A 14,229-nucleotide genomic window follows, 5' to 3' on the forward strand; every position below is an offset into this window, starting at 1 on the left:
ATCTCCGGTACCATCGTAAAAAAATAACCATTTGGAGGTACACAATGACAAATTTTAAACCAGAAACATTGCTGTTGCATGGTGGTCAAGAGCCAGACCCAGTGACGGGTTCTCGCACAGTTCCAGTCTATCGCTCAACTGCTTTCGTATTTAAAGATACTGCTCATGCGCAACGTCTTTTTGCCTTAGAGGAAGCAGGGAATATTTACACACGAATTACCAATCCAACAGTTGATGTGTTTGAAAAACGTGTGGCTTTATTGGAAGGTGGAACAGCAGCAGTAGCACTTTCATCTGGTGCAGCAGCTATCGCATTTTCCATTTTAAATCTAGCTGGAGCTGGTGATGAGATAGTAGCAGCTAGTTCTTTATATGGTGGTACGTATAATTTATTTGCTAACACATTACCAAACTACGGTATTAAAACAATTTTTGTAGATGAAACAAATCCAGAGAATTTCAATGCGGCGATTACTGATAAAACAAAAGCGGTCTTTGCAGAGGTTTATGGTAATCCAAGCTTAAAGGTTTTAGATATTGAAGCAGTAGCTAAAATCGCACATGATAATGGTCTACCATTAATTATTGACAGCACGTTTGCTTCTCCTTATGGTTCTACACCTATTGAATACGGCGCAGATGTTGTAGTTCATTCTGCAACTAAATGGATAGGAGGTCATGGTACAACTTTAGGGGGCGTTGTTGTAGACGCTGGTAAGTTTGATTGGACTAGCGGTCGATTCCCTGGTTTTACTGAACCAGATGCCTCTTACCATGGGCTACGTTATGGAATTGATACAGCTTCTGCAGCCTTTGCTACAAAGCTACGTGTACAATTATTACGTGATTTTGGTCCAACATTAAGTGCTGATGCTGCCTTTAATTTATTGCAAGGGTTAGAAACACTTCATCTGCGTATCCCTAAACACAATGAAAATGCATTGGCAGTGGCTGAGTATTTACAAAACCACCCATCTGTGGAGTATGTAAATTATAATGGCCTAGAAGATTTTCCGACACATGAGTTAGCAAAAAAATATTTAAGAAATGGCTTCGGTTCAGTGCTTACATTTGGCATCAAGGGTGGACGAGAAGCTGGGCGAAAGCTTATCGATAGCGTGAAATTATTTTCACATGTAGCAAATGTAGGTGATGCAAAGTCATTAATTATTCATCCAGCTTCCACTACTCATCAGCAACTATCAGCAGAAGAATTAGTTCAAGCTGGTGTAACCGAGTCGCTCATTCGCTTATCCATCGGTTTAGAGGCAGTAGAGGATATTATTGCTGATTTAGATCAAGCCATTACACAGGCTACAACAACTGAACAAACAGTAGAAGCTTAAAGTTTAAAGCAAATGGAAAATGTTGTGACGTTAACGTATTTTCTCATTCGATTAGCCTCATTTGGCAATGCGTTAAACGTTGCTACATCAATCTATTACTGCACCCGTTAATTATCAGAACCTTATAAAAAATAATACCAAGTAATTTTATATGTATTATTGACTTTGTTAAATCCATGTTATATACTAGGAAATAAGTTAACAGTACGAAAATTTTTAAAAAAAGGTAAATGTTTTCATAAGTGCTCCCCCACTTTTGAATATATAGAAGAGTAGTTGCCTAGCCAGTGACTACTCTTCCCAAAAACTGATGATAAAGGAGTGTTTAAAATGGGTAACATCTATAGTGCGCAAAACATTGTATCCTATCTAATATATGAGCTAAATGAAGGGCATGTATTTGTCAACAATAAATCCATTCAACACCTTCTTACATCAGTCGAAAGAAAATGGCAGGAAGTATTTGGTCATACAGCATTTCAAGAACGTGTTTTTACTGAAGAAGACTTTACTGTTAAGGAAGTATTTGAGGCATATGAACAGTATGGTGTGAGCCATATCTCACTTCCTGCGACAGAGTTTTACTTGAAGTATGGTACATTTCAATTAGTGGAACGTACGTATGCAATACCAAATTTTACAGAAGAAGAGATTAGTCTTGTTCAACAAGCTTTAGCACAATACCGTTATCAATTGCTTTCAAAAGCAAGTTAAAACCCCCTCATATTTTTAAGCTCATTCTCTGCTGCTACAGGGAATGAGTTTTTTCTTTAAAGGGATTGTAATGAGTGTCTGAGCATACATATATATAATAGAAGAAAGACATTCATATATTGAAATGTAAATAGTCAATATTTGTTCAAATCTTATAGAATGATTAATAAAACGTATAATAAAGGGAATGAAACCGATTTCTTTTGCACATCTAGAGAAAACAAATGTCCTTCCTAGAAAGATTTTTCTTGTGCAAAGTGTGTATTTGCGTTACAATTTTCTTTAAGTTAAATTTTGAATTATTTGAATTTGTATGTGTACTAACACATATATAAATAGCGAAACTCATACAAAGAGAGTTGTTGGCTAAAGACTGCGGTGGGTGTCAAATTGTCATGACACAACCCCATGGAGAGTTAGCTTTAATGAAACTGCGGAATGTAAGTTGGAGGGAATAATAAGAATGGCAACTATAAAGGCAGCGATTTTAGGATTTGGAACGGTAGGTCAGGGGATTTACCATATTTTAAATGAAAAACGAGAAGAACTAAAAAATAAATTAGGTATTGAATTAGAGGTAGCGAAGATTTTAGTGACAGATGCTAGTCGTGAACGTGTACCAGGCACAGCAAATTTGATGACAACAAGTATGGATGAAGTCTTAGCAGAGCCAGGTATGCAGGTAGTGTTTGAAGCAATTGTGAACGAAGAACCTGCATACAGTTATTTAAAGCGAGCGGTGGAACATAAGTGTCATGTTATTACTGCCAATAAAGTGATGTTTGCCAAAAGAGGTTTGGAGTTGCAGGATCTTGCAAAAGCAAATGGCGTTTTTGTAGGCTATGAGGCTACTACTGCTGGTGGCGTACCTGTTATAAAAACAATGAAAAATATCTTACTTGTAAATGATGTAAGTCGTATACAAGGTGTCTTAAATGGCACATGTAATTATATTTTAACAAAAATGCGTGCACAGGGCTGGTCGTTCGAAACAGCTTTAAAAGAGGCACAAGGCTTAGGTTACGCCGAAGCAGATCCATATAATGATATATCTGGGCAGGATGCATTTAAAAAATTAATGATATTAAGTGCCTTAGCTTTTGGTGAGCAGCCTGACTGGTCAGATGTAGAGGTAATTGGGATCGATAGTATCTCTGCTGAACAAGTTCATGAGGCATGTGAAAAGGGTCTACGTTACCGTCATGTAGCTGAAGTGGAAAAACTAGCTGACGGTAAGATTATTGCAAAAGTAGGTCCTCAACTAGTTGATAAAGAGCATCCACTTTATCCAGTCGATGATGTGTTCAATGCGGTGGCATTAGAGACTAACTATATTGGTACACTAACATTAATCGGTCCTGGAGCAGGGATGTATCCAACAGCGAGTGTCATGGTAGAAGATTATGCTGAAATCATTGGGAAAAGAGCAGGATTTGTTGTGACAATCTAATAAAAGCTTTAAAAAAGGCCCGCCATTCAACAATGTTCAATTGTATGAATGGTGGGCTTTTAGTCTTCATCTTTGACGTCTATGTCCTCTGGAATAGGAGTAGCACGCCAAATTTCAATTTCCTCTTTTATACGTTCCAATTGTTTAAAATAAGTGCTGAATTGTCCACTATTGATTAAAATTTGTTGGCCATCGTAAACAGAACGGATGCGTCCTTCGTAAATTAGACGCATTACTTGATCCTCAGGCATACCAAGATCTATAGCTGTCTCTTCAATTGATTTGTACATACGATTCGCTCCTTTTACTGCTTTTATTATAACGTCCATTCATGAGAAAACATACTATTGGAATTAAAAGAAAAGTAAAAATGATAATTGTTTGATTTTGGATAAATATGTATGATTAGTATGGATAAAGATGTGAAGCGGGGATGAGTTGATAAATGCTAAATTCATTGTTTGTATTACTAGCAGCTATTCTATGGGGAATGACAGGTACTGCCCAAACATATTTGGATCAAGGGGTATCTCCAATAGCAGTGGCCATGGTTCGTTCTGCAATTGGTGGCAGTTTATTATTAGTTATTACGATTATAATGAGGAAAATTAACTTTTTAAGGTGGTCATGGAAATGGACAATTTTAGCTGCGGCTAGTATTGCGCTTTTCCAAGGTCTTTTCTTCTCATCCATTCGCCTAACAGGTATAGCCATTGGAACTGTTGCTACTATTGGTAGTGCACCAGTGTTTTCTGGTGTTTTAGAGTGGCTAGTATGGAAAACACGTCCCACAGCGGTATGGGGACTTGCTACATTGATGGCCATTATCGGATGTCTTTTATTGTTTATGAATAATGGAGAGGATTCTGTTCACGTTGGCGGTTTCATATTAGCGCTTTGTGCAGGTTTATCCTTTGCATTTTACACAAACATAAGTAAAAAATTAATGGCACAAGAAGAGGCATTACCCGCAGTTGCTATGACATTCTCCATTTGCGCTTTGTTTTTACTGCCGTTTTCTTTACAAGGTGGATTTTCCTGGTTAGTAAATGTGCACAACTTATGGACAATGTTATTTATGGGGATTATGTGTACAAGCGTAGCGTATTTCCTGTTTTTAAGTGGACTACAAAAAATTAGTTCATCCTCAGCTGTAACACTTTCATTAGCAGAACCCTTGACTGCTGCAATTCTTGGTGTGTTTTTAGTTGGAGAACACTTAAGTGTAGTTTCCTGGCTTGGAGTAGCGATGCTTTTAGGTGGCATTGTTGTTTTAACATTGGGTGGGAGAAAAAAGCTAAAACCTTAAGAAATTCTTCATTTTTATAATAGCTGGTTTTTAAGATTTAGAAGATACACTTATATTTGAGAGCGAGGTGTATATCATGACGAAATTAACAGTTCTTGTTACAGATGACGATCAAGATATTCGTGATGGTATTGAAATCTATTTAAAAAATGAAGGCTATCATGTCATTAAAGCAGCAGATGGCTTAGACGCATTAAAAAAGCTAGAGAACAATGAAGTACATTTAATAATTTTAGATATCATGATGCCAAATATGGATGGAATTACAGCAACCTTTAAAATTAGGGAAGAGCGCAATATCCCCATTATCATGCTAAGTGCAAAGGCGGAGGATGGCGATAAGATTCATGGATTATCGGTAGGAGCAGATGATTATGTGACAAAGCCATTCCATCCATTAGAGCTATTGGCACGTGTAAAATCACAACTGCGCCGTTATGTGCAGCTAGGAACGTATAGTGAGGGAGCTACAAAAGTGGAAATAGACGGACTAGTTCTTGATGAAGAGGCAAAAGAAGTTGTACTAGAAGGAGAAGCAGTTCGACTAACCCCGATAGAATATAAAATTACAGAACTATTAATGAAAAATGTAGGGCGTGTGTTTTCGATTCGTGAAATTTATGAACGTGTTTGGAATGAGGAAGCTTATAATGCTGAAAATATTGTAGCTGTTCACATTCGGAAAATACGTGAGAAAATTGAAGCTGATCCGAAAAATCCACGCTATCTAAAGGTGGTATGGGGCGTTGGCTATAAAATGGAAAAATAAACTAGAGAAGTATATGACAATTGCAGGATTTCTAGCAGGCGTTGTTGGATTCATTTATTTTGGTGTTTATGCCTATCAAATTGTCAATTCTCGCTCCTCAGAGGTTTTACAGTTACTAGAAAGAATTTTTTAGAGGAGTGTAAAGACTTATGGTGAAAAAATGGAAATCTCTTCTCGTGTTAATGTGTTTAATCTGGACAGTTTTCGGTATCTTTACTTTTTATCATGTGGGGTACCAGTATATTGGGAAATCATATTTCGAATCGGAAAATTTCCAGCATGAAATCGATAATTTCACTGCAGAACTAGGACCGTTAGTAATTAATGTACCGAATGCAGAGGAATTGAAAAATAAAATTGAGATTACCCAAACTGAAATAGATGATCATCGTAATTACTATGGTACATTAGGGCAGCAAATCGAAAATATTAAAGCACAATATGAACAGCGCATTCAGGAAGCTGTAGATGCCAATGCTACAGAATTAAAGACAAAACTAGAGACTGAACGGGATACTAAAATTAAAGATATTACCGCAAATTTTGAAGATGATGAGCATGTACGAAAGAAGATTTTTGCAGAAAAAGAAGAACTTATTGATAAATATATCAAAGCCGCTCAAACTGAATCCAAAAACTTTAGTAAAACCTATGATTATTGGTCATATGAGTTGACAAATACAGAAAATGGTAAAATTTACCGTTCTGGTGATGTTTCTGAAAGTAGTGCCTATAAAATAAAGTATACTGATCGAAAACCGCTATATGCATGGAATATCAGTGATAATTTAAGAGATATTTTTTACCGTACAGAAACGTATGTGAATGTAGATGACCTTTACGAAACGACAGAATATACAGGTGTAATAGCTATCTCTAAAAAAGCAGTAATATCAGAAGATTTGATACAAGGAGGATACCAACAATTTCAACAGTTTCAGCGCAATCAATATACCCATTACTTTATTTGGATCACAAGTATTATAATGGCCGTCTTTGTATGGAGGGGGCGTAAGGACTTATTACAGATAGTTATGAGCATGAAGGAAAAAGATCTATTAACAAAGTATAAAATTGATGTTCAAATTATTCTTTTATTAATAACAGCCTTTATGTATTTCTTTTCAGCACAAGTTGTTTTTGAATCTATAGAATATAATTCAATATATAATAATAATTATGTTCGTTTTATACTTGATATTGCCTTTAAAATAGTTGTTCTAATGGTAATTGGTAGTGCTTTCTTCGTGCAATTAATTTGGTTGTATACAAGAGTAAATACTTTGAATAAGCTAGAGGAAAATGTGAAATCGAGCTATTTATGGTCACTTGGGGATTCGTTGACTGACTTATTTATTAATCGTTCGATCGCATTACATTCAATTGTAATGCTAGCCGCAGCCTTCTTTGGAGGTGGTAGCCTTGTTGCTACCATGATAGGAGGCGGAGCTTTTCCAGTCCTTGTACTTGGCATTTGTATGTTTATAGGATTTCCTGCTATGATTGTTTTCCTATCCAGAATGGGTTATTTAAACCGTATTATGAAAGATACGAAGGATATGGCTGAAGGGCGTTTAAACCGTGATGTAAAGGTAAAAGGTAAATCTCCGCTTGCAGGTCATGCAGAAAACCTCAATCATTTACGAGAAGGTGTGCGTACGTCCATGCATGAGCAGGCGAAAAGTGAGCGTTTAAAAACAGAGCTGATTACAAATGTGAGTCATGATTTACGTACTCCTTTAACCTCAATAATTACGTATACCGATTTATTAAAGAAGCCAAATATTACAGAGGAAGAACGGAAACAATACATTCATATACTGGATAAAAAGTCTGAACGTTTAAAAGTGCTGATTGAAGACCTTTTTGAAGTATCGAAAATGGCTAGTGGTAATATTGAACTTCACCGCAGTCGAGTAGATTTAACACAGCTTATCCAGCAGGCTGTAGGGGAGCATAAAGAGGATTTAACACAGTCACAACTAGATTTACGAATGACCATGCCTCATGATCCAATCTTTGCATATGTGGATGGTCAAAAATGGTGGAGACTTATTGATAATTTAATTGTCAATGTCTTGAAGTATGCGCTAGAGGGAACGCGTGTTTATGTGACATTTAAGCGTACGGCAGATGGCGATGCTGAATTTACGGTGAAAAATGTAGCAAAGTATGAAATTAGTGAAGATGCTGAAGAATTATTTGAACGCTTTAAACGTGCAGATGCCTCACGTCATACAGAGGGCTCAGGGCTTGGATTAGCCATTGCACAATCCATTGTCGATTTACATGGAGCAAGAATGAGCATTGATGTAGATGGCGATTTATTTAAAGTAATCGTTCGAATTCCAGCAGTTTAATGGTAAAAAGGCGGCAAACTTCTGCCGCCTTTTTTATTATAGGCCTAAATTTTTGGCGATAATAACCTTCATGACTTCATTAGTACCAGCATAGATCGACATAACAGGTATATCTCTATATCTTCTAGCAATCTTATATTCCTCCATATAGCCATAGCCACCATGCAATTGCATACATTGCGTAGCAAGGTCACGTGCATTTTCGGTAATCCAGTATTTTGCCATAGAAACTTTTGTCACAACATCATTGCCTGCAATATGTTCTTCAATCAATGATTCCAAAAAGGATTTACCAAGCTCAATTTTAGTAGCCATTTCAGCTATTTTAAATTGTGTATTTTGGAAGTCACCAATTGTTTTGCCAAAAGCCTGACGTGATTTCACATAGTCTAGCGTTAGCGTAAGCATATCCTCAGCGGCTGTTTGTGCGGCAATCGCTACTGCTAATCGCTCTTGTTGCAGTTTTTCCATCATATAATGAAAGCCCTTGCCTTCTTCTCCAAGTAGGTTTTGAACAGGCACTCGACAATCTTCAAAATAGAGTTCAGCTGTATCTTGGGCATGCATACCAACTTTTTCGAGCTGTCTTCCTTTTGTAAAGCCAGGTGTGCCCTCTTCAATAACAAGTAGGCTAATACCACGATGTTTTTTCTCAGCCTGAGGATTTGTTTTTACTGCGACAACCGCTAAGTTTGTATGGATGCCATTTGTTATAAAGGTTTTTTGACCATTTACGATATAATGGTCCTCATCGCGAATGGCTGACGTTTTGATATTAGCCAAGTCTGAACCTGTACCAGGCTCCGTCATTGCAATAGCTGTTATATAGTCGCCTGTAACACATTTTGGCAGCCAACGAGATTTTTGTTCGTGTGTCCCATATGCTTCGATATATGGGACAACAATATCATTATGCAGGCCAACCCCGATAAGACTTGAGCCTATACGTTCAAGTTCTTCTTGTATAATGACGCCAAAGCTGAAATCCAAGCCCAGTCCGCCATATTGTTCTTCTACTTGTGGGCAAAGATACCCCATATCACCAAGCTTACGCCAAAAAGAAAGCGGAATAAGATGATCCTTTTCCCACTGTGCATAATGCGGTTCAGCTTCTTCAGCTAAAAACTTACGAAAGGTTTTGCGAAATAACTCATGCTCTGTTGTTTCAAACTTATAACGTGTCATTTGAAATAGCACCCCTTTTTCCTCGTAAATACGCGAATTTGCTCGTTCATCTACTATGTTACTGGAAGAAATGTGAAAATAAAAGTGGTATTTAATATGTAAATGACGAAAATGTCATCTATATACAGTGAAATGTCATGTAAAACGAGAGTAACGAATGAAATGAAAAGGTAAACTTAAATTTGTCATAGAATAAAGGGACAAGTTCCTACTTTCTTTAGAAGATTATTCAAGTGCTTTAAGCAATATGATTGATAAGTATAATGGTATAATCAATTAAATTATAGAAAGAAAGTAGAGGACTTGGTTATGCCAAAAGTAATCGGCGCTGTACTTTTAATTAGTATTTATAGTGCTTTGACTTTCTATTTAGGGTGGGGAGTAAAGCAGTGGCTTGTAGCAATGGGGTGGTTTCGTTTTCCAGTATTATTTTGGATCGTGCTATATATGGTTGCTTTTAGTATTATAATCGGAAGATTACACGAGTCATTACGAGTGTTTTCTGTAATCAGTAATTATTGGATGTTTATCTTTGAATATGGCTTATTGCTATGTTTAGTTGCACAATTCATTATTTGGCTTACACCTTTTAAAAACGTGCAAATAATAGGTAGTATAGGAGTAGCAATCCTATTCTTGTTAAGTATTATTGGCTCCTATTTAGCCTACTCTCCAGTTGTTCGTCATTTAGAAATAACTGTTGATAAACAAGATAGTGATTTAAACACACTAAGAGCTGTTGTGGCATCTGATTTTCACTTAGGTGTGTTATCACATAAACGACATTTACAACGTTTTGTCAGTTTAGCTAATGAAGCACAACCAGATATTGTGTTGTTAGCTGGGGATATTGTGGACGATGACCCTAAATGGTTTGTTCAAGAGGGTATGGCAGATGTCATGAAACAATTAACATCTACATATGGAACATATGGTATATTAGGTAACCATGAATATTATGGCAAAAGAATTCCTGAGTTTATTAAGGAAATGGAAAATGCCAATGTGAAAATGCTCCTAGATGAAACAATTCTTATAGAAGAGGCGTTTATATTAACAGGGCAAGAGGACAGAACGAATAAAGAAAGAAAACCACTTGAGGTACTAAAGCCATCTGCTAATTTACCATGGCTTGTAATGAATCATACACCTGACGATTTGAAAATGCCTTCAAAAATGGGCGTTGATTTACATATGTCTGGTCATACACACAAGGGACAACTGTGGCCGAATCAGTATATAACAGCTCGTGTATTTGAACTGGATTATGGTTATAAATTGAAGGAACAGATGCATACACTTGTTTCATCAGGCTATGGCTTCTGGGGCCCACCGATGCGAATTGGCAGTAGATCAGAGCTTTGGGTAGTAGATATAACATTTAATAGAATGTGATAATCTAACAACCGGCTTCTTAGGTGAAATGGCAGTAGTATATACAAACGTAGTATTTTATAATAAGTGGGTATTTGATTAGAAAAGGTAAGGTGACATGGTGGAAATTATAGAGTTATTAAAAGCATTAATATTAGGCTTTGTTGAGGGTATGACAGAATTTGCACCAGTATCTTCTACGGGGCATATGATTATCGTGGATGATATGTGGTTAAAGACAGAAGAGTTTTTAGGGAAATATCCTGCCAACACATTTAAAATTGTTGTACAACTTGGTTCCATATTAGCAGTTATCGTAGTTATGTGGAAACGTATGCTAAGCTTAGTTGGTTTATATAATATTGAAGGTCAAGCTAAGTCCATAAATGGCCGCTTTAACTTATTGCATGTTATTGTTGGTATGCTACCAGCAGTTGTCTTAGGTTTTGCATTCAAGGATTTTATTGACGACCATCTTTTTAAAGTAGAACATGTTGTATATGCACTAGTGGCAGGAGCAATTCTAATGATTGCTGCAGATAAATTGGCACCGAGAAAACCAAAAGTTGATTCTTTAGATAAGATTTCTTATGGTTTAGCATTTAAGGTAGGGCTAGTACAATGCCTATCTCTATGGCCAGGTTTTTCTCGTTCAGGTGCAACGATTTCGGGTGGGGTACTATTTGGTATGAGTCACCGTGTTGCAGCTGATTTTACATTCATTATGGCTGTGCCCATCATGGCAGGAGCTAGCCTCGTATCCGTTTTGAAAAACTGGGATACTTTATCAATGGACTATTTTGGCTTCTATGCTGTAGGATTTATTAGTTCGTTCGTCTTTGCATTACTGTCCATTAAGTTTTTCTTAGCGCTTATTTCAAAGGTAAAATTAATGCCTTTTGCCATTTATCGTTTAGTTTTAGCCGCAGTTCTTTGCGTTATCATTTTCATGTAAACAATAAGTCACGCTTCTTCTTCAAGAAGCAGTGGCTTTTTTTGCGTCAAAATTATTGTATCATCCATCCGTTTTTTTCAATAAAGTGAGAAAAAATGAGCATAAAGAATCATATCGAAGCATAAATTAATAGCAAATTATAATAATATTAGACAACATTTACCTACATGTTGTTCATTTAACTGTTTTGAGATTATAATTGATACATAAAGTGTCTAATTATTTGTTGTTTTTTTATAAAAAGTAGGAATATAGACTTAGTAAGATATTTGATTAAATATATGAGGTGGAGAAAATGTTTCAACTTATCAATAGATCTAAGAAAAGTACAATTGAAATAAGCAATGAAACAACAATCGGTATTTTTATAGAAGATCCAGACCGTTTACTACAATTAAATCTTGTAGGGTTAAGTGTGCATGATCTTCAGCTGATTAATAGTTTAAAACCATATGTAGAAAGAAATGTAGTAGAAGTGGTAGCTGCATTTTATCATGCAATAGAAAGTGTTCCTGCCTTACAAAAGGTCATTCAATCACATAGCTCCAGCGAACGTTTACGTCAGACATTACGTCACCATATTATTGAAATGTTTGAGGGGCGAATAGATGAAGCCTTTTTAGAGAAGCGAAGACGTGTGGCAAAAATGCATGTAAAGATTAATTTATATCCGAAATGGTATTTAGCTGCATTTCAAATACTTGAGAAATCACTTCGCAAAATAGTCTATGAACTACGATTACCAAAGGGCGAAGAAGAGAAGTTTTGTGATGCTATCAGTAAAATATGTAATTTTGAACAACAAATCGTTTTAGAAGAATACGATAGCTACGCAAGTATACTAATTGAAACACAACGCAATAATGTTAGGGACCATGTAAAGGATGTTATAGGCGGAATTTCTACACAATTAGAGGTTCAATCACAAACTACGACTGAAACAGTAACAGAACTTGTATATAGCGCCAAGCGTGTCAACGCTTCTTTGAAGGAAAGTATGTATGAGGCAGAATCAATGCAAAAAGTGTCTAGTGAAGGCTATATTAAAATACTATCCATTAATGAGCAAACAGGGAAGATTCATCATAAGACCGTAGAAATGGCAAATATGGTGGAGCAATTAGATGCTTCCTCTTCGAAAATAAATGCCGTTGTAGAAATTGTGAAAAGTATTTCTGGGCAAACAAATTTACTTGCGTTAAACTCTGCAATTGAGGCGGCACGTGCTGGTGAGCATGGTAAAGGATTTGCAGTTGTTGCAAACGAAGTACGCAAGCTTGCAGATCAAACGAAAAGCTCTGTTGAACAGATTGCTGAGTTAATCATGACGTCAAATGGTATCACAACACAAGTTGTACAAGCTATTCAGAACATACAGGAGCTTGTAAATAGTAGTATCGAACGTAATGCTGAATCTCTAAAAGCTTTTGATGCGATTTCTGGTTCTGTAGAAAATTCGATCTCGAATTTCCAAAAAGTTGATAATCAAGTATCTGAATTAGCTACTATTATTGAATCGATTGGTGAATCTTCGGAAGAATTAGCGAGGGCAGCTAATCGCTTAAATACAACAATAAGAGAGTTTTAAAAGAAACATAGCTATGCATACTGTCTATGCATAGTTTTTTAGTATGTGAATTAAGATAAAAGGTCTTATTTTATGGATAAATCAACTAATAGGCTGATGAATTAGCTAATAACAAATTTTATAGAAAGAGGAAGATTACAAAACCCTAGAAAATGCTTGTTTTAAGTGTTACGCTATAGGCGAATTAGGGAATTGAGTAGAGGGGTGTTTGGAGCATGAAAAAGAAATTATTTATAACACGTAAGTTTCCTACACATATTGTTGAACTGTTACAGGAATTTTATGAAATCTCACAATGGGATGAGGAAGAAATTGTGATTCCACGTGAAAAATTGCTAGCAGCTGTCGCTGACTGTGAGGTACTGTGGGTAACGATAGCCGATCAAGTAGATGAAGAATTACTTTCGCATGCCCCCAACTTAAAATTAGTGACGAATTTAGCTGTTGGATATAATAATATCGATGTGAAGGCTTTAAAAAAACGAGGCATTATGGCGACAAATACGCCCGGAGTTCTAACTAATACAACTGCGGATTTAGTATTTGGCTTACTGCTTGCAACTGCTCGTAGAATTCCAGAAAGTGAAAGATATTTACGTGAGGGCAAATGGAAAAGCTGGTATCCAATGCAACTGGTTGGCAAGGATGTTTCAGGAGCTACAATTGGCATTATTGGCATGGGGAGAATTGGCCAAGCTGTTGCTAGAAGAGCAAAAGGGTTTGATATGAAAATCTTGTATAATAATCGCAGACGTCGTCATGAAGCAGAAGAAATGTATGGCTTCCAGTATGTTTCGCTGGAGGATCTATTAAAGCAATCTGATTTTGTTGTGATTATGACACCTTATAATAGTGATACGGAAGGACTCATTGGTGCAAAGGAACTTGCTTTGATGAAAGAAGATGCGGTATTAATTAATGCCTCACGTGGTGGAATTATTGATGAGGATGCGCTGTACGATGTTCTGAAAAATGGGAAGCTTTGGGCTGCAGGACTAGATGTGTTTGAACAAGAGCCAATTGCGATGGATCATCCTTTATTAACACTTCCAAATGTAGTAGCTCTGCCACATATCGGTAGCGCGTCATTAGAAACGAGAACGGCAATGCTAATGTTAAATGTAAAAGCTTTGACTGCTTATGGACAAGGAAAGGCAATATCCAATCGAATTGATTAAA

At 36.5% G+C, this 14,229-nt stretch carries 13 protein-coding genes; 11 read left to right on the forward strand and 2 right to left on the reverse strand.

The features are described from left to right. Positions 1–44: 44 nt before the first annotated feature. The 3 genes from LCP48_RS02300 (at position 45) to LCP48_RS02310 (ending at position 3,510) form a co-directional block, all read left to right on the forward strand. Positions 45–1,346, forward strand: a complete 1,302-nt coding sequence (locus tag LCP48_RS02300) for an O-acetylhomoserine aminocarboxypropyltransferase/cysteine synthase family protein (RefSeq protein WP_004229748.1) — start codon at positions 45–47, stop codon at positions 1,344–1,346. 330 nt (positions 1,347–1,676) lie between these two features. Continuing rightward, the gene (locus LCP48_RS02305; protein WP_004229747.1) at positions 1,677–2,060 is read left to right on the forward strand and encodes a hypothetical protein; all 384 of its coding nucleotides are present in this window, start codon (positions 1,677–1,679) and stop codon (positions 2,058–2,060) included. Positions 2,061–2,523: 463 nt separating this feature from the next. Beyond that, on the forward strand, positions 2,524–3,510 hold the full coding sequence (locus tag LCP48_RS02310; protein ID WP_004229746.1) for a homoserine dehydrogenase: 987 nt from the start codon (positions 2,524–2,526) through the stop codon (positions 3,508–3,510). A gap of 59 nt (positions 3,511–3,569) precedes the next feature. Here the strand turns inward: LCP48_RS02310 and LCP48_RS02315 are convergent, their stop codons facing one another. Further along, complete coding sequence (locus LCP48_RS02315) at positions 3,570–3,800, reverse strand: MerR family transcriptional regulator (protein ID WP_004229745.1); 231 nt, start codon at positions 3,798–3,800, stop codon at positions 3,570–3,572. A gap of 155 nt (positions 3,801–3,955) precedes the next feature. Between LCP48_RS02315 and LCP48_RS02320 the strand changes: the two genes are divergently transcribed. From LCP48_RS02320 to LCP48_RS02335, 4 genes are all read left to right on the forward strand, one after another. Beyond that, positions 3,956–4,819: a DMT family transporter gene (locus tag LCP48_RS02320; protein ID WP_225340625.1), complete on the forward strand. Its 864-nt coding sequence runs from the start codon at positions 3,956–3,958 to the stop codon at positions 4,817–4,819. A 76-nt stretch (positions 4,820–4,895) separates the two neighbouring features. Further along, positions 4,896–5,588, forward strand: coding sequence for a response regulator transcription factor (locus LCP48_RS02325; protein ID WP_225340626.1), 693 nt, complete (start codon positions 4,896–4,898; stop codon positions 5,586–5,588). Then, positions 5,566–5,721: a hypothetical protein gene (locus LCP48_RS02330; protein WP_225340627.1), complete on the forward strand. Its 156-nt coding sequence runs from the start codon at positions 5,566–5,568 to the stop codon at positions 5,719–5,721. Before LCP48_RS02325 ends, LCP48_RS02330 begins: the two co-directional genes overlap by 23 nt. Before the next feature lie 16 nt (positions 5,722–5,737). Next, on the forward strand, positions 5,738–7,948 hold the full coding sequence (locus LCP48_RS02335; protein WP_225340628.1) for a sensor histidine kinase: 2,211 nt from the start codon (positions 5,738–5,740) through the stop codon (positions 7,946–7,948). A gap of 36 nt (positions 7,949–7,984) precedes the next feature. Here the strand turns inward: LCP48_RS02335 and LCP48_RS02340 are convergent, their stop codons facing one another. After that, positions 7,985–9,133, reverse strand: a complete 1,149-nt coding sequence (locus tag LCP48_RS02340; protein ID WP_225340629.1) for an acyl-CoA dehydrogenase family protein — start codon at positions 9,131–9,133, stop codon at positions 7,985–7,987. A gap of 309 nt (positions 9,134–9,442) precedes the next feature. On the opposite strand from LCP48_RS02340, the gene LCP48_RS02345 reads away from it, so the two are divergent. From LCP48_RS02345 to LCP48_RS02360, 4 genes are all read left to right on the forward strand, one after another. Beyond that, on the forward strand, positions 9,443–10,528 hold the full coding sequence (locus LCP48_RS02345) for a metallophosphoesterase (RefSeq protein ID WP_225340630.1): 1,086 nt from the start codon (positions 9,443–9,445) through the stop codon (positions 10,526–10,528). A 97-nt stretch (positions 10,529–10,625) separates the two neighbouring features. Then, on the forward strand, positions 10,626–11,462 hold the full coding sequence (locus LCP48_RS02350) for an undecaprenyl-diphosphate phosphatase (protein ID WP_004229718.1): 837 nt from the start codon (positions 10,626–10,628) through the stop codon (positions 11,460–11,462). A gap of 295 nt (positions 11,463–11,757) precedes the next feature. Then, entirely contained in the window at positions 11,758–13,050 is a 1,293-nt protein-coding gene (locus LCP48_RS02355; RefSeq protein WP_004229715.1) for a globin-coupled sensor protein, read from the forward strand. A gap of 215 nt (positions 13,051–13,265) precedes the next feature. Further along, on the forward strand, positions 13,266–14,228 hold the full coding sequence (locus LCP48_RS02360; RefSeq protein ID WP_004229713.1) for a 2-hydroxyacid dehydrogenase: 963 nt from the start codon (positions 13,266–13,268) through the stop codon (positions 14,226–14,228). Position 14,229: the final 1 nt, after the last annotated feature.

Source organism: Lysinibacillus capsici, assembly GCF_020217405.1.
GTDB classification, from domain to species: Bacteria; Bacillota; Bacilli; order Bacillales_A; family Planococcaceae; genus Lysinibacillus; species Lysinibacillus capsici.